The 20112-nt window shown below is 65.7% G+C and carries 20 protein-coding genes; 11 read left to right on the forward strand and 9 right to left on the reverse strand.

All coding sequences use genetic code 11. The features are described 5' to 3' along the window. The first annotated feature begins 98 nt into the window (after positions 1 to 98). The 4 genes from ACIBI6_RS19695 to ACIBI6_RS19710 all read left to right on the forward strand — a co-directional run bounded on the left by ACIBI6_RS19695 (position 99) and on the right by ACIBI6_RS19710 (position 2443). Positions 99 to 698 (forward strand): hypothetical protein, encoded by a 600-nt coding sequence (locus tag ACIBI6_RS19695; RefSeq protein ID WP_396957278.1) that lies wholly within the window; start codon positions 99 to 101, stop codon positions 696 to 698. A 58-nt stretch (positions 699 to 756) separates the two neighbouring features. Beyond that, positions 757 to 1017, forward strand: coding sequence for a hypothetical protein (locus ACIBI6_RS19700; protein ID WP_364341139.1), 261 nt, complete (start codon positions 757 to 759; stop codon positions 1015 to 1017). 39 nt (positions 1018 to 1056) lie between these two features. Then, positions 1057 to 1725, forward strand: a complete 669-nt coding sequence (locus ACIBI6_RS19705; RefSeq protein ID WP_364341137.1) for a hypothetical protein — start codon at positions 1057 to 1059, stop codon at positions 1723 to 1725. Between the two features lie 67 nt (positions 1726 to 1792). Continuing rightward, the gene (locus ACIBI6_RS19710; RefSeq protein ID WP_364341135.1) at positions 1793 to 2443 is read left to right on the forward strand and encodes a DUF2461 domain-containing protein; all 651 of its coding nucleotides are present in this window, start codon (positions 1793 to 1795) and stop codon (positions 2441 to 2443) included. Positions 2444 to 2481: 38 nt separating this feature from the next. Here the strand turns inward: ACIBI6_RS19710 and egtD are convergent, their stop codons facing one another. The 4 genes from egtD to egtA all read right to left on the reverse strand — a co-directional run bounded on the left by egtD (position 2482) and on the right by egtA (position 7138). Continuing rightward, positions 2482 to 3453 carry an L-histidine N(alpha)-methyltransferase gene (gene egtD / locus ACIBI6_RS19715; protein ID WP_396957279.1) on the reverse strand — a complete coding sequence of 324 codons (972 nt, stop codon included), beginning with the start codon at positions 3451 to 3453 and terminating at the stop codon, positions 2482 to 2484. After that, positions 3450 to 4283 (reverse strand): ergothioneine biosynthesis protein EgtC, encoded by an 834-nt coding sequence (gene egtC, locus ACIBI6_RS19720; protein ID WP_396957280.1) that lies wholly within the window; start codon positions 4281 to 4283, stop codon positions 3450 to 3452. Before egtC ends, egtD begins: the two co-directional genes overlap by 4 nt. Before the next feature lie 127 nt (positions 4284 to 4410). Then, positions 4411 to 5751, reverse strand: a complete 1341-nt coding sequence (gene egtB / locus ACIBI6_RS19725) for an ergothioneine biosynthesis protein EgtB (RefSeq protein WP_396957281.1) — start codon at positions 5749 to 5751, stop codon at positions 4411 to 4413. 55 nt (positions 5752 to 5806) lie between these two features. Beyond that, positions 5807 to 7138 carry an ergothioneine biosynthesis glutamate--cysteine ligase EgtA gene (egtA, locus tag ACIBI6_RS19730; protein ID WP_396957282.1) on the reverse strand — a complete coding sequence of 444 codons (1332 nt, stop codon included), beginning with the start codon at positions 7136 to 7138 and terminating at the stop codon, positions 5807 to 5809. Positions 7139 to 7406: 268 nt separating this feature from the next. Here egtA and ACIBI6_RS19735 point away from each other — a divergent pair, with 268 nt between their 5' ends. Continuing rightward, the gene (locus ACIBI6_RS19735; protein WP_396957283.1) at positions 7407 to 8585 is read left to right on the forward strand and encodes an aminotransferase class V-fold PLP-dependent enzyme; all 1179 of its coding nucleotides are present in this window, start codon (positions 7407 to 7409) and stop codon (positions 8583 to 8585) included. After that, a complete protein-coding gene (locus ACIBI6_RS19740) occupies positions 8586 to 9503 on the forward strand; it encodes a ribonuclease Z (protein ID WP_364341123.1) in 918 nt (305 codons plus the stop codon). It abuts the gene before it with no gap. Positions 9504 to 9584: 81 nt separating this feature from the next. Here the strand turns inward: ACIBI6_RS19740 and ACIBI6_RS19745 are convergent, their stop codons facing one another. Beyond that, entirely contained in the window at positions 9585 to 10172 is a 588-nt protein-coding gene (locus ACIBI6_RS19745) for a TetR-like C-terminal domain-containing protein (protein ID WP_364341121.1), read from the reverse strand. 113 nt (positions 10173 to 10285) lie between these two features. Here ACIBI6_RS19745 and ACIBI6_RS19750 point away from each other — a divergent pair, with 113 nt between their 5' ends. Together ACIBI6_RS19750 and ACIBI6_RS19755 are read left to right on the forward strand one after the other, a co-directional pair. Continuing rightward, positions 10286 to 10966, forward strand: a complete 681-nt coding sequence (locus ACIBI6_RS19750) for a lysophospholipid acyltransferase family protein (RefSeq protein ID WP_364341119.1) — start codon at positions 10286 to 10288, stop codon at positions 10964 to 10966. 123 nt (positions 10967 to 11089) lie between these two features. After that, positions 11090 to 12727 carry a fatty acyl-AMP ligase gene (locus tag ACIBI6_RS19755; protein WP_364341117.1) on the forward strand — a complete coding sequence of 546 codons (1638 nt, stop codon included), beginning with the start codon at positions 11090 to 11092 and terminating at the stop codon, positions 12725 to 12727. Positions 12728 to 12739: 12 nt separating this feature from the next. On the opposite strand, the gene pth is transcribed toward ACIBI6_RS19755, so the two are convergent. Further along, positions 12740 to 13321 carry an aminoacyl-tRNA hydrolase gene (pth, locus tag ACIBI6_RS19760; protein WP_364341115.1) on the reverse strand — a complete coding sequence of 194 codons (582 nt, stop codon included), beginning with the start codon at positions 13319 to 13321 and terminating at the stop codon, positions 12740 to 12742. A 24-nt stretch (positions 13322 to 13345) separates the two neighbouring features. Further along, entirely contained in the window at positions 13346 to 13954 is a 609-nt protein-coding gene (locus ACIBI6_RS19765; protein WP_364341113.1) for a 50S ribosomal protein L25/general stress protein Ctc, read from the reverse strand. A gap of 302 nt (positions 13955 to 14256) precedes the next feature. Here ACIBI6_RS19765 and ACIBI6_RS19770 point away from each other — a divergent pair, with 302 nt between their 5' ends. Continuing rightward, complete coding sequence (locus ACIBI6_RS19770; protein ID WP_396957284.1) at positions 14257 to 15900, forward strand: peptide chain release factor 3; 1644 nt, start codon at positions 14257 to 14259, stop codon at positions 15898 to 15900. Between the two features lie 66 nt (positions 15901 to 15966). Here ACIBI6_RS19770 and ACIBI6_RS19775 read toward each other — a convergent pair whose 3' ends face one another. Further along, a complete protein-coding gene (locus ACIBI6_RS19775; RefSeq protein WP_364341111.1) occupies positions 15967 to 16521 on the reverse strand; it encodes a nuclear transport factor 2 family protein in 555 nt (184 codons plus the stop codon). 100 nt (positions 16522 to 16621) lie between these two features. Next, complete coding sequence (locus tag ACIBI6_RS19780; protein WP_364341109.1) at positions 16622 to 17500, reverse strand: DUF4393 domain-containing protein; 879 nt, start codon at positions 17498 to 17500, stop codon at positions 16622 to 16624. 332 nt (positions 17501 to 17832) lie between these two features. On the opposite strand from ACIBI6_RS19780, the gene ACIBI6_RS19785 reads away from it, so the two are divergent. Together ACIBI6_RS19785 and ACIBI6_RS19790 are read left to right on the forward strand one after the other, a co-directional pair. Continuing rightward, positions 17833 to 19155 (forward strand): hypothetical protein, encoded by a 1323-nt coding sequence (locus tag ACIBI6_RS19785; protein WP_364341107.1) that lies wholly within the window; start codon positions 17833 to 17835, stop codon positions 19153 to 19155. Then, positions 19152 to 20075, forward strand: coding sequence for an Abi-alpha family protein (locus ACIBI6_RS19790; protein ID WP_364341105.1), 924 nt, complete (start codon positions 19152 to 19154; stop codon positions 20073 to 20075). Before ACIBI6_RS19785 ends, ACIBI6_RS19790 begins: the two co-directional genes overlap by 4 nt. The last annotated feature ends 37 nt before the right edge of the window (positions 20076 to 20112 follow it).

Here is a 20112-nt window from a genome sequence, read left to right on the forward strand (position 1 = left end):
CTTTGTAAAATGGCGGCTCGGACATTGTCCGAGCCGCCATTGCCTTGTCGGGTGGTACTCCCATGGGACACAGGGCAAGCCGAGGAGGGGGAGCCGACATGACTGCGCCGCGAGATTCAGAACCGAACGTCAACCTCGGGAAATCGCAGGACTCGCTACCTGCCGATCCAACGCAGGTCGCCCAGCCGCAGGACAACGCGGACGCGACCAAGGTCTGGTCGGCGCGGCCGGGTATCGATCCGATGCCGACTTATCAACCAGGACAACAGTTTTCGCCGGAGACGGCCCCACCGTATACCCCGCCCGCGGGTTATCAGCAGCCCACTGCCTACCCGCCGCCCCCGTACCCGCCGAGCTACCCGCAAGCCGGTCCGTATGTCGGACCACCCGGCTATCCGCAAGCGCCCGGTGCTTACCCTGGTTATCCGTACCAGCCGTACACACCGCCCCGGCAATCCGATGTCCCGATCTTCTCGATCATCAGCTTCTCGTGCCTGGCGGCCACCGCACTGTCGGTGGTGATGTTCTGTGGCCTGCCCATCGTGATCACCGGACCGGCGGGCATCGTCTTGGGCATCATCGGACACAACAAGGGCGAATCGCTCGGCAAGTGGGCGGCCATCGCCAATGGCGCGGTGCTGGCCATCGCGGTCATCCTGGTCATCGCCTTCGTCGGGTTCCTCGGGGCCTTCAGCTGAACGGGTTCGCACTCGTCGGATCCCGTTTGCCTGCGATGTCGAGGGGGATACTGGAGGTATGGACCGTGACCCGCTTGATATGGACATGGGGGACGATAAGCAGGAAGACGAGATCCGCGCATACCGGCGAAATGTCGAGGATCCGCCTGCTGACCTGCATATTCGCTATCGCGAAAATGACGATGACGGCCGCCTCGGTATAGGCGAGGAACTCGAACAGGAGTGGACCCCGCATCGTCGGAAATCCGAACTCGCCGAGGAGGACGAGCGGCCCGCCGAGGTCGCCGCGATGGAGATCGTCGACGATTCGGACCTATAAGCCGCCGCCCCGCCGATCGGACGATACGAGGAGAGTTCGATGACCACTCCGCAGCAGGGGCCCGAGCGAGGCGACGCCTCGCCGGAGAAACCGGTCGGCGAATCCGAGCCGCTCGAACCCTCGGGCACGGCTTGGGCCACCCCGGCCACCAGCGGACCGTGGGAGTCGCAACCCGTCGAACCCGCAGCGCCGCTTCCAGCCGAGCCCGCAGCCGCGGATTTTTCGGCGCAGCCGTGGAGTGCGGGGCCGGGCGCGCAGACACCGGTCCAGCCTGCGGCCGCCGAAACCGCACCAGATCTCGTCGTACAACCGCAGCCGTCGCCGGAGTCGGCGCAACAGCAACCGTGGAATGACAAGGCGTCGGCACGCTACGACCGGGATCAGCCGGGCACCGTCTATCCGCCGATCACCGATTCCACCCCGGAAACCGGCGGCTATCCCGCCTACACCCCCCAGCCGTACATCACGCCGGAACCGCGATCGGGTTCCCAGCCCCTGTCGATCATCGGCTTCGTCTGCGCGGGCATTTCATTGCTGTTCTGCCCCTACCTATTCGGCCCGGTCGGCATCATTCTGGGCATCATCGGTCACAAAAAGGGCGAATCCCTCGGCAAATGGGCCGCCATCGCATCCGCTATTTCCCTGGTCATCGGAATCATCCTCGTCTATGCCGTCTTCAGCGGCAGCATGATCCCGGACACCGAATGACGATGTGCTGGACACGCGTCCCAGGTGGATGACAGTCGGCGGGGTGGGCAAGGCTAGCGTGGTCAGCATGAGTCGATTCGGTGGGTTCCCACTCGCGGGGCTGGACTTTTACGAGGATCTGGAAGCCGATAACTCGAAGGCCTTCTGGACCGCGCACAAGGATGTCTACGAGGAGTCGGTCAAGGCGCCGATGGTCGCGCTGACCGCGGAGTTGGAGGCGGACTTCGGGACCGCCAAGATCTTCCGCCCGTACCGGGACGTGCGCTTCTCGAAGGACAAGGTGCCTTACAAGACGGCGCAGGGCGCGGTGGTCAGCGTGGCACCGGGTACGGGCTGGTATGTGCAGATCAGCGCGGCCGGACTTTTCGTCGGCGGCGGATTCTATGCGGGCTCCCCCGCCCAGATCGCCCAGTTGCGCGCCACCATCGATGACGAGGTCCGGGGGCCGGAACTGGAGGCGATTCTGGCCAAGCTGACCAAGGCCGGATTCACCATCGGCGGCGAGCAGCTGAAGACCAAGCCGAAAGGGTATGACGCCGACCATCCGCGCATCGATCTGCTGCGGCACAAATCGTTGACCTGCAGTAAGGAATACGGCGCACCGGCCTGGTTGGACAAACCGCGCGCCGCGAAGGAGGTCCGCACCGCCTGGGAGGCGATGCGGCCCTTCATCGAATGGCTGGGCGCGGTGGTCAGTGGTGCGCCCGCCCGGACTTAGGGGATGGCAGCCGGCGAAGCCGGCGGGGTGGGTCGGGCTCAGCCGCGGGCGGCGAGGACGAGGGCGAAGCGGTCGTCCGGATCGGTCCACACCTGTTCGGTCTGGAATCCCGCCGCCGCCAGTTCGGCGTCGAATCCGTCAATGCGGAATTTGGCCGAGATTTCGGTGCGCATCTGCTCGCCGCGCGCGAACTGGACGGTGAGGTCCAGCTCGCGAACTGTCACGGTCATCTCTTCGGTGGCCTCCAGGCGCATTTCGATCCACTCGTGTTCGGCATCCCAGATGGCAAGGTGCGCGAACTTGTCCGGCTCGAAATCGGCGTCGAGGCGACCGTTCAAGACATGCAAAACATTTCGGTTGAATTCGGCGGTGACACCGGCCCCGTCGTCATAGGCGGGGACCAGTACCGCGGGATCGATGACCAGGCCCGCGCCGAGCAGTAGCCGCTCACCAGGCTCGAGCACCTCGTAGATGCTGGACAGGAATTCGGCCCGCTCGGCGGGGACGAGGTTGCCGATGGTGCCGCCGAGGAAGGCGATCATCCGGCGGCCACCGCGCGGCAGATTGTGCAGGGTGTCGGTGAAATCGCTGACCACGCCGTGCACCGCTAGGCCGGGAAACTCCGCCGCGATCTCCGCGGCGGCAGCCTGCAGCGCCGAGGACGAGACATCCTGCGGAACATAGGTTTTCAGCGGCCCCTCGGCGGTCAGCGCGGATAGCAGCAGCCGGGTCTTGGCGGCCGAGCCCGATCCGAGTTCGACCAGGACCTCGGCCTGTGCGGTGCGGGCGATCTCGCCGACGACCCGCTCCAGCAGCGCGCGTTCGGTGCGGGTCGGGTAGTACTCGGCCAGTTCGGTGATCTGCTCGAACAATTCACTGCCGCGGGCGTCGTAGAACCACTTGGGTGGCAACCATTTCGGATCCGCGGTGAGGCCGAGCCTGGCATCCGTGCGCAACGCCGAGGTGAGGTCGTCGTCGGATAGGTGGATCTCCAGCGTCGGTGCGGTCATAGGAGCGAGCCTTTCGTGCTTGGAACGTCGAGAAGCGGTGTGACGGACAGCGCGCCGGGACGGGCGCTGACCAGCTGGCGATCCGGAATCGGCTGCCAGCGCGGGTCGTCGTCGAAGGGTTCCGATGACAGGATGGCGAAATCATCGGTGACCAGGGCTGATAGCGAGTGATAGACAGTGGTCGCCCACATCTGCTTGCCGTCACCGAGCAGGAAATTCAGTCGGGCGCCGGGGGCTTGGGCCAGGACGGCCGCGACCAGCAGGCGCAATGCCGCCGGTGCCGCCGCCCACGAACCATCGGGAGTGTCGGTCGAGAGCAGACTGCGCAGGAGCACCCACAGCGTCGCCGAATCGGTCGCGGATTCGGCCTCCAGCAATCGCACCGAGTCGAACAGCTGATCGGCGCCGAGTTCGGTTGCGGTGGAGCCGAATTCCTCGGCGACCGCGCTGAGCGCCCGTCGCCAATCGGGCACCACCCCGTTATGGCTGAATGCCCATCGGCCGTGTGTGAACGGCGCACAGGCGTTCCGCTCGACCGGCATACCTATGGTCGCCGAGCGAACCGCCCCCAATACCGCCCACGACTCCAGTTGCGGCAGTACCTCTTCCACCGCCGGATCGGTCCAGATGGGCGCGGAGTTGCGATACCGGCTGACGGTTACCCCATCCTCGTCACGCCACCAGGCCACCCCGAACCCATCCGCATTGATCGTCCCGCCCCCGCGCATATCCTTCGGCGCCCACGCCTGGGTTCGCAGGGAATGCGAACCGAGCGTCAACATGTCGCCCACGCGCACGGAAGGGCCGATGTAACCGAGTTGACGACACATCAGTGCGCACCTCCCACCGTCATGTGTCGGGTGCGGGCTCGGCGGGCCGGGCCGCTGGTAGGCCGTTGCGGCACCTCTGCCGACCGCCCTCCGATCGGGTTCGGCTGTGCGTCAGCACTCGATACGCTCACTCGCCCTCGCCTTTTCGCAGGTCGCGGGCCAGGCGGAAGCCGGAGAAGATCTGTCGGCGGACGGGGTGATCCCAGTTGCGGAAGGTGCCGCGACAGGCGACCGGATCGGTGCCGAAGGAGCCGCCGCGCAGGACTCGGTAGTCGCCGCCGAAGAACACATCGGAGTATTCGGCGTACGGGAATGCGCGGAAACCCGGATAGGCCTCGAAACCCGATGCGGTCCATTCCCATACGTCGCCGATGAGCTGGTGCACACCGGTCGCAGAGGCACCGGCCGGGTACGCACCGACCTCGGCGGGTTCCAGGTGCCGCTGGCCGAGATTCGCGGTGGCGGAATCGGGTTCGGTATCACCCCACGGGTAGCGGCGGGACGTGCCGGTCTCCGGATCGAAGCGCGCCGCCTTCTCCCATTCGGCCTCGGTGGGCAGGCGTTTGCCTGCCCAGTTGGCGTAGGCCTCGGCCTCGAACCAGCAGACGTGCACCACCGGCTGCTGCGGACGCACCGGTGTCATCACGCCGAATGCCCGACGCCACCAGTGTCCGGCCGGATCGCACTCCCAGAACTGCGGCGCCGCCAGCCCCGCGTCCTGCCGGTGCGCCCAACCGCGTTCGGACCACAGCTCGGGCCGCTCGTAACCGCCGTCGGCGATGAAGGCCTGGTACTGCGCATTGGTGATCGGTGCGACATCGATGGCGAAGCCGGGCACATGAACCGGATGCGCCGGACGCTCATTGTCCAGTGCCCATGGGTCGGTCGAGGTACCCATGACGAATTCGCCCGCGGGAATGACGACTTCGCCACCCGCCGGGGTCGCCGCCGAGGGTGCGTCGGGTGCGGAAAGCACGGCGGGGCCGGTGCGCAATTGGTGGGTGGCGAGCATGGTTTCGTCATGCTGCTGCTCGTGCTGGGCGATCATGCCGAATGCGAAGCCGCCGTCGACCAGCGGATCACCGCGTAATGTATTGGTTTCCAATACATCCCACACCTTGTCGCGCACGGTGCCGACATAGCCGCGGGCCTGGGTGGGGTTGAGCAGCGGCAGTTCGGGGCGATTGGCGCGCGCGTGTTTGAAAGCGTCGTACAGCTCGTCGATATCGGCGCGTACCGCTTCGCGTCGGCCGACATCGCGGACCAGCCAGAGTTCTTCCTGATTGCCGATATGGGCGAGATCCCAGACGAGCGGGCTCATCAGTCGCGAATGCTGGGCGACCAGCTCTGCTTCATCGAGGGTGGTGAGGCCGGTGGTGCGATCCCTTGCGCGGGTGAGCACTTCGGCGATCCGGTCACGCAATTGTTCGGTGCCGGAATTATCCGTTGCGGGGTACTGAATGGTCACGATGGGTATCTCCCGAACTCGTTCTGGTCGGCGATTCGAGGCTGCGGCGCCACGGTCACGGGTGGTCCTCGGGCTGATCCGCACTGCGCGAAACGAGTTCATCGGTCGGGGTGCGACCGCTGCGACATCGCTCGGCCGCGGATTCGATCTCGTGGGCCGCCGCCGGACTCGCCGCATGTGTCGCGGCCAGGGTCAGCAATTCGACCGCGACGCCGCGGATCTCCGGATCGGCCAACCCGCAGCGCGCCGCATCGAGCCAGCGGCCCGCGAGTGGCGCGGCGAGCGCCGTCGCCTCGGCCACAACCGCCGGAGACGACAGCAAAGCGTCGAAGACGTGGATCGGGACGGTCCAGTCGTTATCGGGCTGGGCGTCCAGATAACGGACCTCGAGGTGTCCGGAGGCCCGTACCGGTGGGAACAGTGTGGTCAGGTGATAGTCGAGATCGCCGATATCGGGACGCCGACCGATCTCGTCGTCCAACGCACCGGACAACCAGTCCGCGAAGGTCGCCTCCGGCGGCGCTGCCCAGCTGATACCGCTGCCATTGCCGGATACGCCATCGGGGCGACGAACGCACAGCAGCGGGACATCCAGGGCCCAGCGCGCATAGCCGCTGACCGGATCCGGCCAGGACTGCACCGCGGGACGAGTGCGGGCGTGGTCGAGACGCAACCAGGTACGCATTCGCTGCGATGCCCACGCACCCACCGGCGCACCGTGCAATTCGGGCGAGCAGGCGAACGCGGCGAGTAGCGCGGGACCGATCGCGTACAGCGCATTCCACCGGCCGGTGACCTCGGCACGGTCCGCACCGGCATCGACGCTGACCTGCGTCGCCGCGGTATTGCACATCATCAATTTGCCGAACGGGCCGATACCTGCGAAGGACTGTTCCATGGCGCGGTAGCGCGGCAACCGCAAGACCCGCTTGGGGCGGCGGTCCGCATCGGCGGCGCCGGAAATGGTGCGGATGGATCGGGATTCGAGTAGATCGCGCAGCATCCGAGCATCGGCGTGCAAACCCTCGCACAACTGCGCGGCAGCGGCGAACGGGGCACTGGAGAGTTCGATCTGACCGCCGGGTTCGATGGTGACCCGGCTGCCCCCTGGCAGCGGAAGTGCCGGTGAATCGGGGGCGATGGACCGCGGTGCATGGGGTCCGAGTGCATCTGCGAGTGCAGCCAGTTGCGGGCGGGGGGCGGCCGATGGGCCGGACGACGAACACTCACCCTGCACGGTGAGCCATTCCAGTTCGGCGCCGATGAGCGTTGGTGGGCCCAGTTTGAAACAGATTTTCTCGAGATAGGCCTCGGCCGCGGCCCGCGATGAGAGCTCGCCATTTTCCAGCGCGATCACTCGCTTCGGATGCTCGAGCGTGACTGCCATACCAACCTCCACCATGTGAAACCAGGTAACTGTGGCTGTGCCGCATCTGTGCCGCCGACAGTTGTTCAGGTAGTTCTGTATCGCCTCGGGCGTCGGTCGTATTCCAGTGCACCGACCCAAACCAGCGTAGCGAGGGGTACCGACAAGAAATGTGACAAGAATCTGAATTCGTAGTCATGCACAGCGGGGGACGCGCGCACCGTGGCCAGGACCTGCGCCGACTCGTGCGACAGCCCAATGCGCCGATTTCGGCGATACTGTCGAGGCCATGCTCGACGAGAATCGCGTACGTGCCGACATACCGGGCTACGGCACCGGATCCGATCTGGTCTTCCTCGACAGCGCGGGCTCCTCGTTACCGCCCCGAGTCGTCGTCGATACCGTTGTGGCGCATCTGCGACGCGAGGCCGAAATCGGCGGCTACCGCGCGGCGAACGAGCGACTCGACGACCTCGCCGCGGTGAAAACCGATATCGGCCGGCTCATCAACGCCGATCCGACCAGCATCGCGCTCAGCGATAGCGCGACCCGCGCGTGGGCAGACTTCTTCTATTCGGTGCCACTCGCACCCGGCGACCGTATCCTCATCTCCGGCGCCGACTATGCGAGCAATGCCATTGCTGCGCTGCAGCGGGCCAAGGCAACCGGTGCGGTGGTCGAACAGATTCCCAGCGACGGCAGCGGCCAACTCGACCTCGACGCACTCGCCGACATGGTCGACGAACGGGTCGAGTTGGTGTCGGTGCTGCACGTCCCGACCAATGGCGGTCTGGTCAACCCGGCCGCCGATGCCACTCGGATCGCGCATTCGGTCGGCGCGCTGGTGCTGCTCGATGCCTGCCAGTCGGCCGGGCAGCTGCCGATCGATGTGGCCGAACTCGATGTCGACGCACTCTCGGTCACCGGCCGCAAATGGCTGCGCGGCCCGCGCGGCACCGGATTCCTTTATGTGCGACCGGAATTGGCCGCGTCGATGGAGCCGCAGCGACTGGATCTGCACAGTGCGCAGTGGACCGGTGCGCAGGAGTACGCCCTGGTCCCCGACGCGAGTCGCTTCGAATTCTGGGAATGCGATGTCGCTGCGCGACTCGGTCTCGGCGCGGCCGTGCGATATCTGCTCGAGCTGGGACCGGAGGACGTCTACGACGCGATCGCGGTCCGCGCGGAACACCTGCGCAAATCGCTGCCGGAAATCAACGGAGTCACGGTGCGCGACATCGGGATTCGGCACAGCGGCATCGTTTCGTTCACCGTCGACGGGAAATCGGCGGTCGAGGTACGCGATTGCCTTGCGGCACAGAATATTACGGTGACGGCGAGCCATGCCAGCTCTACGCTGCTGGATATGACCGCCCGTGGCCTGGATTCGGTGGTGCGCGCCTCGCCACACTGCTTCGTGAGTTTCGAGGAGCTGGACCGGTTCGTCGGCGCGGTCGCGGCGCTGTAGATGTCACCTCGCGAACTGGTCGTCCTCGGCACCGCGAGTCAGGTTCCGACCAAGCAGCGCAATCACAATGGGTATCTGCTGCGCTGGGGCGAGGAGGGCATCCTCTTCGATCCGGGCGAGGGCACCCAGCGGCAGATGACCTACGCGGGCGTGTCGGTCACCGACATTACCCGGATCGCGGTGACGCATTTCCACGGCGACCACTGCCTCGGGCTACCCGGCATCATCCAGCGGATCAATCTGGACAAGGTCGCCCATCCGGTCGATGTGTATTACCCCGCATCGGGTGCGGTGTTCTTCGATCGGCTGAGCAATGCCAGCTCGTTCTATCGCACCGTCGAGCTTCGGCCGCATCCGATCGCCGACCCGGGTGCGCTGGACGCACCGGGCGCACCGTTCGTCCTGGAGGCGGTCGAGCTATCGCACCCGATCGAAACCTTCGGCTACCGGCTCACCGAACCGAGCGGTGTGCGCATCCTGCCGGAGCGGCTCGCCGAATTCGGCCTGCACGGCCCGGCGGTCGGACAACTGCAGCGCACGGGCAGTATCGAATTCGACGGGCGCACAATCACGCTGGCCGAAGTCAGCGAGCCGAGGCCGGGCCAGAGCTTCGCATTCGTCATGGACACCCGCCTGTGCCCGGGCGTGCTGTCCCTCGCCTCGGGCGTGGACATGCTGGTGATCGAGGCGACCTTCCTGGACGCCGACGCCCAGCTCGCCGAGGAATACGGTCACCTGACCGCGGGCCAGGCCGCCCGAGTCGCCGCCGAAGCCGGTGTGCGCACCCTGGTCCTGACCCACTTCTCCCAACGCTACCGCGACCTCGACGCCCACCGCGCCGAGGCGGCCCTGCACTTCACCGGCGATATCGTCATCGCCACAGACCTGGCGAGGATCGCCCTGCCGCCCCGACACTGAGCACCAACCGCATGGTGGCATAAGTAGTGGTTACGTCGCACTGGGCATTCGGTGTGCGACGTAGTCAGCGGTCGTGCGCGGTCAACTGATGTGTAGGTCGATTGCGTGCGTTGCGAGGGCCGGAGCGTTGGCGGTGGGGGCCACTAGGCGCAAACTGCGGTTGGCCTGGAGGGCGGCGATGCCGTGCAGGCTGGTCCACAGAGCGATCGCGCGCTTTTCTGGGCTGTCCGATGCCGGGGCGGCCTCGCGAACCAGCGTCGCGAAGCGCTCGAACAACGGCAGAGTGATCCCGCGGAGGTTCTCGCCGGAGCCCTCGAGTAGGTCGTGGCGAAACATGAGCGTGAACATTTCCGGGCGCTCGCCGGCGAATTCGACGTACTCGGCGGCCATCCGTTCCAGTTGTTCCCTCGGCGTGCTCGCGCCTACCTCCACCTTGGCGAATCGCTCGATGAGATCGGCGAAACCGCGCGCCGCGATGGCGGCCAGGAGCGCGCGGTGCGTCGGAAAGTGCCTGCGCGGCGCACCGTGGGAAACCCCGGCCGCACGGGTGATCGCACGCAGACCCAACTGGGCCGCGCCGACCTCTTCGAGCATGTCGACCCCGGCGCCGACCAATCGTTCCCGCAACGGCTCACTTCCAACCATGGAGACATTGTCTACGGCGCTCATCGATCACTCCTTCCCGACTGCGTCACATAAGTAACCGTTCTCTACCAACAACCGTAGACAATGTCTACGCTCTTTGGTAGACATTGTCTACGGCAACTTTCTCGGAGGCTCATGTGTGGTACCGGTTGTTCAAGCACGTTCTGCTCGGTCCGCTGCTGCGGCTGCTCGGCCGCCCCGAAGTGGAAGGACTGCGGCACGTACCCCGCACCGGACCGGTGATCATCGCGGCCAACCATCTCGCGATGCTCGACTCGATGTATCTCGCGCTGGCCCTGCCGCGCCGGGTCACCTTCCTGGCCAAGCAGGAGTACTTCACCGGGACCGGATTCAAAGGCCGGTTCAAGCGCTGGTTCTTCACCGTCGCGGGTCAGGTCCCGGTGAACCGCACCGGCGGCACCGCCGCCGCGGACGCACTGGCCGCCGCCACCAGGATCCTGGAATCCGGTGACGTCTGGGCCATCCATCCGGAGGGCACCCGCTCCCCCGACGGCCGCATCTACCGCGGCCGCACCGGCGCACTACGCGTCGCCATGGCCACCGGCGCTCCGGTCATCCCGGCGACACTCTCGGGCACCGACAAGGTGAATCCGCGCGGCCGCCGGCTGCCGCGCTTCGGCAAGGTGCACATCAGCTTCGGCGCGCCGCGCTACTACCCGCAGCCCACCCCGACCCACCCGGCACCGGACACGTGTCAGGTTCGCGCCGCGACCGACGAACTGATGCGGGAATTGGCCGCCCGATCCGGCCGGCACTACGTCGATCGCTACGCGGCAACTTTCTCGAATCGCCCATAACGCCACCGCGACACGGGCATGTCCTCGGAATGGTTAACGCGGGGACGAATTGGCGGGATAGTTGGGGAGCAGGCCGGTCACCCATGTCCGGCTACCGCATCGGGGTGACAAGGGAGTTGGACTTTGAGCAGGTTCACCGACGAGATGTACGCAACGGCACAAATCTCGGATCGCGGATTGGTGACCGGGGAGCCAAACGCGCCATTTCGGCAGACCTGGGGTGAGATCCATCGAATCGCACGACGTATGGCGGGCGGACTCGCCGAAGCCGGCATCGGACACGGTGACGCCGTCGGCGTGCTGGCCGGGATGCCGGTCGATATCGCACCGGCCTGTCAGGCGATCTGGATGCGCGGCGCGTCGATCACCATGTTGCATCAGCCGACACCGCGCACGGATCTGGTGGTGTGGGCGCGCGATACCGAGACCGTGCTGTCGATGATCGACGCGCGCGCGGTGGTACTCGGCGCGCCCTTCGAGGCCGCCGAACCGCTGCTGCGCGAGCGCGGCATCACCGTGGTGCGCATCGATCAGCTACGCGATGGCGCGGAGACCGATCCGGTGCCGACCGTCGAGACCGATACCGCATTGCAGCAGTTGACCTCCGGTTCGACCGGATCGCCGAAGGCCGTGCGGATCACGCACGGGAACTTCTACGTCAACGCCTACGCCATGTTCGATCGGGTGAAGTTCCAGCTCGACGAGGATGTGATGATCAGCTGGCTGCCGCTGTTCCACGATATGGGGATGGTCGGATTCCTCAGCGTTCCCATGCAATTCGGGGCCGAGGTGGTCTGTGTGACGCCGATCGACTTCCTGATGCGTCCACTGCTGTGGGCCGAGCTGATCGACAAATACCGCGGCACCGTCACGGCCGCACCGAATTTCGCGTACTCGCTGCTGGCCCGCCGGCTCAAGCAGGCCGAGGACGGCGCCTACGATCTCAGCAGCGTGCGCTATATGTGGAACGGTGCCGAACCCGTCGATCCGGACACCATGGAGGCACTCGCCGCGGCCGGCGAACGCTTCCGGCTCAATCCGATGGCACTCACCCCCGTCTACGGCATGGCCGAAACCACACTGGCCGTATCGGTTCCGGATCCCGGACACGGGCAGGTCCTCGACGTCATCGATGGCGATCTGCTGGAGGCGCTTGGCAAGGCCGTGCCCGCCCACGAACACCACGGCAATATCCGCCGCATGCCCACGCTCGGCTATCTGGTCGACAATCTCGAGGGGCGGGTCGTCGATGCCGAGCGCCAGCCGCTGCCGACCCGTTCGGTCGGCGTGATCGAACTCCGCGGTCCCGCCGTCACTTCCGGCTATGTCACGGTCAACGGCTTCCGTCCGGCGCAGGATGCGGACGGCTGGCTCGACACCGGCGATATCGGCTACTTCACCGATGAGGGTCTGATCGTGGTGTGCGGCCGGATCAAGGACGTCATCATCATGGGCGGGCGCAATATCTATCCGACCGATATCGAGCGTGCCGCCATGCGCGTAAGGGGTGTGCGTCCCGGCAATGCCGTCGCGGTTCGCTTGGACGCGGGCGAGAAACGCGAAAGCTTCGCCGTCGTGGTGGAAAGCAACGACCACCAGAATGCCGACGAGGTCAAGCGCATCGAACGTGAAATCGTGCATGCGGTGTTCTCCGAGGTCGGCGCCCGCCCCCGCACCGTCGCGGTCCTCGGCCCCGGCGCCCTGCCCAAAACCTCCTCGGGCAAGCTGCGCCGCTCCGCCACCGCGATCCATCTGCGATGAACCGCGGTAGCACTAGTGCAATTGGTTCTGGGCCGGTTCGAGCCCCACGCGCAGTAGCAGTTCGACCGCGTCCGCGGCCTGTTCGACGAGCACCGGCACTTCCTTGCGCTCCACCGACGAAAACGGTTTGAGCACATAGTCCGCCGGGTCCTGGCGACCCGGCGGACGGCCGATGCCGATGCGGGTGCGCAGATATTCCTTGGTGGTCAGGGCACTGGAGACCGAACGCAATCCGTTGTGCCCGCCCTCACCGCCGCCGCGCTTGAGCCGGACCTGACCGAACGGCAGATCCAATTCGTCGTGCACGACGATCACCTCGGTCGGCGGCACCGAGAAGAATTTCGCCAGCGCCGCGACCGGACGCCCGGACAGATTCATGAACGAGCGCGGCTTGGCGATCAATACCTGACGCCCGTCCAGCCGCGCCTGCAACAGATCCGCACCGGACTTCTTGTGCACAGCAAAACGGCCGCCGACGCGCTGCGCGAGCACGTCGGCGACCAGAAAGCCGATATTGTGCCGGGTGCGCTCGTACTCGGGACCTGGGTTGCCAAGTCCGACCACGAGCGCGGGCCCGGTCGAGGATTCGGTCATTCGGATAACCGAGCCGGGGAGTTCTTACTCGGCGCTCTCGGACTCCGCGGCGGCGGCCGCGGCGGCCTCTTCGGTCTCCTGCGCGGAAGCCGGGGCCGCGATGATGTTGACGATCAGGGCCTCCGGGTCACCGGCCAGGGTGACACCCTTCGGCAGCTCGATCTCGCCCGCGGTGATCTGGGTGCCCGCCTCGACGCCCTCGATCGAGACCTCGATGGATTCCGGGATGTTCAGCGCGTCGGCCTCGATGGACAGCGTGGTGACGTCCTGGGTGACCAGGGTGGCCGCGGCGGCCTCGCCGATCAGCGAGATGTTCACATCCGCGGTGACCTTCTCGCCGCGCTTGACGATCAGCAGGTCGGCGTGCTCGATGTAACGGCGAATCGGGTGCACCACAACGGATTTGGTCAGCGCGAGCTGCTTCTTGCCGTCGATGACGAGGTTCAGCACCGCATTGGTGCCGTGCTCGCGCAGGATGGCGGCGAAGGCCTGGGCGTTGAGCGAGAGGTGCTGCGGGTCGGCGGCGTGGCCGTACAGCACGGCGGGAACGTTACCCGCGCGACGGGTACGGCGGGCGGCACCCTTGCCGAACTCCGTGCGGACGGCGGCTTCGAGAAGGTTGGCGTCGGACATGACTGGATCTACTCCCTACGGCTCTTCCGGGCTGTCAACAGTGCGCCAGGGACTGTTATCCCCCCTGGCAAATGGTTGGTCTACTCGTCGGGCGAAGACCGAACGAGGACGGCCGAGAGCCGAGCCGCGTCGATCACGGTGAACGCATTACGTCTGCGGTCACCCTCGCCGAGACAACCCGAACACCATAGCGCAAGTGTTTATGTCCAGCTGAATCGGGTGGTCGGACTGGCCGGCTCACCGTCACCCCGGTCGCGTACGCTGGAGCGGTTGCCGATCGGCCGTCTGAAAGGTTGTTGCAGTTGACCGCCTCCACTGAGGGTGTCGTCACGCCCGCCCCGCGTGGGTTGCCCGCCGAGGTCGCCCGGCGACGCACATTCGCGGTGATCTCCCACCCCGACGCGGGCAAGTCAACGCTCACCGAGGCGCTGGCGTTGCACGCCAGAATGATCTCCGAGGCCGGCGCCATCCACGGTAAGGCCGGACGCAAGTCCACCGTGTCGGACTGGATGGAAATGGAGAAGGCGCGCGGAATCTCGGTGAGTTCGACCGCGCTGCAATTCAACTACCGTGCCGCGGGCACGGATATCGACAACGTCATCAACCTGGTCGACACCCCCGGCCACTCGGATTTCTCCGAGGACACCTATCGCGTGCTCACCGCCGTCGACGCCGCGGTCATGCTCATCGACGCCGCCAAGGGCCTGGAGCCGCAGACACTGAAGCTGTTCCAGGTGTGTCGCCATCGCGGCATCCCGGTCATCACCGTGATCAACAAATGGGACCGTCCGGGCCGCGCGCCGCTGGAACTGCTGGATGAGATCAGCGAGCGGATCGGCCTCATCCCGACACCGCTGTTCCTGCCGGTCGGCATCGCCGGTGACTTCCGCGGACTGCTGCGTCGCGGCCCAGAGGGTGCGGCCGTCGAATACATCCACTTCACCCGGACCGCTGGTGGCGCGACCATCGCGCCGGAGGAATCGATCGCTCCGGAATCGGCCGAGGCGCGCGAGGGTGAAGCGTGGACGACCGCCGCCGAGGAGAGCGAACTGCTCTCGGCCACCGGGCAGGACCACGATCAGGAGATGTTCCTGGCCGGGCAGACCTCCCCGGTCATCTACGCCTCCGCGATGCTGAATTTCGGTGTGCGACAACTGCTGGAGACCCTGGTCGCGCTGGCGCCCGCACCCGGCTCGCGCGCCGATATCGGCGGCACGCAGCGCAACACCACCGATCCGTTCAGCGCGGTGGTATTCAAGGTGCAGGCCGGAATGGATGCGGCACACCGGGATCGGCTCGCGTTCATGCGGATCGTCTCCGGTGAATTCGAGCGCGGGATGGTCGTCACGCACGCCCAGACCGGTCGGCCGTTCGCGACCAAATACGCGCTCACCGTTTTCGGGCGGGAGCGCTCCACCGTCGACACCGCCTACCCGGGTGATGTGGTCGGCCTCGTGAATGCCACCGCGCTTGCGCCCGGACACACGCTGTTCGTGGACAAGAAGGTGGAGTTCCCGCCGATCCCGTCGTTCGCGCCGGAGCATTTCGCGGTGCTGCGGGCGCAGAGCGCGGGTAAGTACAAGCAGTTCCGCAAGGCGATCGACCAGCTCGATTCCGAAGGCGTGGTGCAGGTTTTGCGCAATGACGCGCGCGGTGATGCCTCCCCCGTACTCGCGGCGGTCGGTCCGATGCAGTTCGAGGTCGTCACCGCGCGGATGCTCGCCGAGTTCAACGTCGAGACGCATATGGAGCACCTGCCATACACGTTGGCCCGGCGTACCGATGCGGAGTCGATGACCGAACTCGATCGGCAGCGCGGGGTCGAGGTGTTCACCCGTTCCGATGGAGCGCTGTTGGCGCTGTTCAGTGACAAGTGGCGGTTGCAGTACATCGAGAAGGAGCATCCAAAGCTCACGCTCGAGCCTCTGGTCGCCACGGCGGACTGACCTCAGCGCAAATTCCTGTCCCGATTCCGGCGGAATCCCGCGGAGTCGATGTTCAGACCGATGCGCTCACCCAGCCTCGGGCTCGGCCGCCTCCGGCACGGACTCCCGCCGCGGCGCGGCGGCGCCGGGGTTGCGTTCGACCGACGCGATGCCGTCCTCCCGCGCGATCAGCCCCCAGCGACTCGATGTCAGCCGCAGGCTCGGCAGATCGCTGAGCGAAAGCACCACCTCATAGGTGCGCTCATATCCGGTATGCGCGATGCGCCAGCGACCGTCCGTGCACCGAACGTAGCGATCGGTGTAAAAGGCCGCGCCGCGCAGCAGCATATTGTGCGCCGGTATGAGCACGGTATCGGCGAGATACCAAGTGCCGGTGGCGGTGTCGCCGTCGACATCGATCTCCGGATGGTCGCATCGGTGCTCGGTGATGACGTGCGGACCCAGGGTGTTGCGCATGAACGCCAGGAACGCATCCCGCGACTCGAACGACAGGTATTCGCTGTAGGTGGCCGTCGCCTCCGGGACCATGGTGTCCGCGAATTCGTCCCACGACTTGGTGTCGAGGGTGCGTAGGTACCTGAACTTCAGGCGACTGATCGCTGACACAGCATCCTGGTCCATATCTCAACAATCCCATTCGAAGTCGCCGCGCTACAGAGATTGGGAGATTTGTATCAGATTGCTATCACTTCGAGCCGAAACCGCCGGTCTGCCGTGCGAGTCAATTCCCGATGGTGAAGCAGGTCTTGCAGAAGTCGCTGCCGAATTCGGTCAGCCGCAGACTCTTGCGCACGATCTTGGGCGCGCGTCCGGCCTTCTTCAGCGCCGCCTCGACCACCGGCTGCACCTCGAGCACCATGTACCGGCTGAGCACCACCGGATCATCGGAAACCTGGGTCAGACCGAGGCGGTTGAGGTTGATCAGATAGGTGCGGGCGCGATCCGGATAACGGACACCGGCCTGTTCCGGTACCGAAGTGAGATCACCGGTCACCAATTCCGAGCCGATGCCGAGTGGACGGTTGGTGCGCACATCGACCAACGGTTGCGGACCGTTCAATGCCATGAACCGCAGAATGCGCGCCTCGTCCGGCGCCAACTCGTCGAGGATGCGATCGTAGGCGGGGTGCACGTCCTCGGTGAAGTAGACATCGGCCGAGCGGGCGAGCAGCGCATCGCCTCGGCGGCGCAACTCTTCGCTACTTGCCGAGCGCAACGGCGCGCCGATGCCGACCGGGGCCGGCTGCGGCGCACCGTTGGAAGTCGGTACGTAGCTGACGATTTCGCGCACCGAACCCTCGGTGACGCCGAGCGCGCTGCGCGCGATGGAGCGCAACGCATTACCGGTGCGCTCGGCGATATCCGCCGACGATTCACCGTCGAGCGCGGCCTGGGTGATCTCCTTGGTCACCTCGTAGGTCGTTTCGACGGCCCACTGACTGCCGCGCACCACGGTGCCCGCCGCGAGCCCCGCCGCTCGGAACACACCGCGAATCAGCCGTGCCTCATTGCTGATCTGCCGCTGTTCGACATCCGAGCTGCGCTCCACCGAGCGGGAACCGGCCCGGGCTATGTCCTGTCCGGTCCTGTCGTCTGTCACGTTCTCTCCGATGTATTGCCAAGTGAACGAATACGCCCACAGATTATTGCCCGCCAGCCTTCCAGGTCTGCCTTACCGTGAGCCGATTGGGCCAGCAAACGCGCCGACCCCTGCTGTCGGTCGCGTGATGGTCGTCATTCTCTCCGGCGCTGGTTGACACTACGACATTCTGGACACACAGTGTGACTGATGTCTCAGACAATCCGCTTGTGGCCCAAGACACTCGCGATGGACCAGCGTCTGGACCGCACAGTAGGGTCCGTCTGCCGACTGGGTGCTAGTTTGGGTTGCCGGTGAGGCGGCGGTCACCGGTATATCGGCAGGAGGGTGTCGTGTTGGAGAGTGTTTTCGGGATGCATCCGACGGTCCTCCTGGAATTAGTGACTATCCCCCTTTTCACTGGCGTCATCGGTTACATCACAAACTGGACCGGCATCCTGATGTTGTTCAAGCCGGTCGCGTTCCACGGTATTCGTTTACCTGGATTGCGTGCGCTGTTTCCATTCCTGCCCAAGCGAATTCAGGTGCTGCCGCTGCTGAGCTACGACGGCAGAATTGGCTGGCAGGGCATCGTGCCATCGCGTGCGGACAAAATGGCGAGCATCGCCGTCGACAAGGGTCTGGCGAAACTCGGCAGCGTCGCCGACTTCTATCGCGAGCTCGAGCCGGACAAGCTCGCCGAACACCTCGCGACTATCGCCGACGCGCAGATCAAGGACATAGTCGAAGAAATCCTGCGCCGCGAACATCCGCAGCTCTGGTACAACCTGCCGACCGGGGTGCGCGACATGATTCACGCGCGGGTCCGCCAGCAGCTGCCCGATATCCTGCGCGAGCTGACCGAGGAATTGGGCGCCAATATCGATCAGCTGCTCGACGTCAAGCAGATGGTCATCCGTTATTTCCAGGCGCGTCCGCATCTGCTCAACACCCTTTTCCAGGTACTCGGCGCCAAGGAACTGCGCTTCATGCAGAACTTCGGTTTCTACTTCGGCGCGCCGATGGGCGTGGTGCTGGTCGCTGTTTTGCATATGACCGGCTGGTCGACGCTGGTGGTGCTGCCGGTCGGCGGCGTCATCATCGGCTGGGTGGTCAACTGGATCGGCCTGAATATGATCTTCGCGCCAGCCTACCCGAAGTGGTGGTGCCCGTGGCGGCAGGGCCTGCTGATCAAGCGGCAGCTCGAAATCACCGACGGCTACGCGGAATTGGTCTCGAGTCAGGTGATGACCGTCGCTAATATCGGTGACGAACTGCTGAACGGCCCGCGCTCGGACCGGACCATGCAGATGCTCGAGGACACGCTGCGCCCCGCGGCGGACCGGGCGCTCGGGCCGGCGCGACCGGCGGTGAAGTTCATGCTCGGCAGCCGGGAGTACGACTCGCTGCAGTCGACGCTGACCACCGAGGCGATGACCATCGCGCCGATCGCCTTCGCGGATCCGGACTTCAACGTCCAGCAGGGCAGGCAAATCAACGACTACATCGCCAAACAGATGTCGGCACTATCGCCCCCCGACTTCGTGGATATGCTGCGAGCGGCCATCAAACAGGACGAATGGCTCCTTTTTCTGCATGGCGGCGTGTTGGGGCTCTTCGCCGGATACGCTCACATCCTGATCTTCGGAACGGGAGTGGCGACAACATGGCTGTGACGGAAGCTGACGGCGACGATCTGCGGGCCGCTGGGCAGGGCTCCGAGCGAACCGAGCAGTCCGAAGTGGCCGAAACCCCAAGAACTTCCGAGTCGTCGACATCCGAGCAGTCGACGCAGATCGCGCGGTTGCCACTCGGCGCGGTCGAGCAGAAACGACAGGTCGGCTCGGTACGCAAGACCGTTCGCGCGACCACCGGGGTAGCCCGGGTCGCGGTGAGCGCGGCGGCCGAGGTGACCGCGTGGGGCATCGACACCGCCCTCGGCGTCGGGGCCACCGTGGTGCGCGGCAGTATCGCTGGAAATCCCCCGCGGGAAGTGCTCGCCGAGGCGGAGGCCGAGGTTCGTGACGCGGTGCGGCGTGCATTGCGGCTGCCCGCGACGCCCGAACAGCCTGCGCCCGATGCCGTTCCAACTTTGCGTGAGCAGGGGGCCGCGCTGCTGCGGCTGTCGGCGAGCACGCAGGGTGAGCACCACGAAACCCACCCGGCCTTCGCGCGCATGCTCGAGGAGCTGACCCCCGACGAGGCACGCATTCTGCGCTTCCTGCACCTCGACGGTCCGCAGCCCTCGATCGATATTCGCGCCGGACGACCGCGCGGCATCGGTGTCGAGCGAATCATCTCCGGGCTCAATCTGATCGGTGAGCACGCGGGGCTGCGCTTCCCCAACCGGATCCAGCAGTACCTGCCGAATCTGCGCCGCCTCGGCCTGATCGAATTCGTCAAGGAGCCGGTAGGCAACCCGAACCGCTACCAACTCCTCGAGGCCCAATCACCGGTCCGAGAAGTATTGAAGCGCTCCGGTTTCGGCACCAAGGTCTACTACCGCAGCATCTCGCTCACCGGCTTCGGCGCCGACTTCGTCCAAACCTGCCTGCCGGTCGTTGTCCAGGACGGCCGCGTCTCCGGCACCAGCTAGGCCAGCGCCGTCGAGGCGAGTCGAATGGTTGTTGTGG

Source organism: Nocardia sp. NPDC050412 (assembly GCF_044458825.1).
Classification (GTDB): Bacteria; Actinomycetota; Actinomycetes; order Mycobacteriales; family Mycobacteriaceae; genus Nocardia.

Coding starts and splice junctions, on each gene's coding strand:
- ACIBI6_RS19765 (WP_364341113.1), bottom strand. CDS start 13,954: ATGTCCGACGCCAACCTTCTCGAAGCCGCCGTCCGCACGGAGTTCGGC.
- egtC (WP_396957280.1), bottom strand. CDS start 4,283: ATGTGTCGTCAACTCGGTTACATCGGCCCTTCCGTGCGCGTGGGCGAC.
- egtD (WP_396957279.1), bottom strand. CDS start 3,453: ATGACCGCACCGACGCTGGAGATCCACCTATCCGACGACGACCTCACC.
- pth (WP_364341115.1), bottom strand. CDS start 13,321: ATGACCGAATCCTCGACCGGGCCCGCGCTCGTGGTCGGACTTGGCAAC.
- ACIBI6_RS19745 (WP_364341121.1), bottom strand. CDS start 10,172: ATGAGCGCCGTAGACAATGTCTCCATGGTTGGAAGTGAGCCGTTGCGG.
- ACIBI6_RS19735 (WP_396957283.1), top strand. CDS start 7,407: ATGCTCGACGAGAATCGCGTACGTGCCGACATACCGGGCTACGGCACC.
- ACIBI6_RS19775 (WP_364341111.1), bottom strand. CDS start 16,521: ATGGACCAGGATGCTGTGTCAGCGATCAGTCGCCTGAAGTTCAGGTAC.
- ACIBI6_RS19695 (WP_396957278.1), top strand. CDS start 99: ATGACTGCGCCGCGAGATTCAGAACCGAACGTCAACCTCGGGAAATCG.
- ACIBI6_RS19740 (WP_364341123.1), top strand. CDS start 8,586: ATGTCACCTCGCGAACTGGTCGTCCTCGGCACCGCGAGTCAGGTTCCG.
- egtA (WP_396957282.1), bottom strand. CDS start 7,138: ATGGCAGTCACGCTCGAGCATCCGAAGCGAGTGATCGCGCTGGAAAAT.
- ACIBI6_RS19710 (WP_364341135.1), top strand. CDS start 1,793: ATGAGTCGATTCGGTGGGTTCCCACTCGCGGGGCTGGACTTTTACGAG.
- ACIBI6_RS19705 (WP_364341137.1), top strand. CDS start 1,057: ATGACCACTCCGCAGCAGGGGCCCGAGCGAGGCGACGCCTCGCCGGAG.
- ACIBI6_RS19700 (WP_364341139.1), top strand. CDS start 757: ATGGACCGTGACCCGCTTGATATGGACATGGGGGACGATAAGCAGGAA.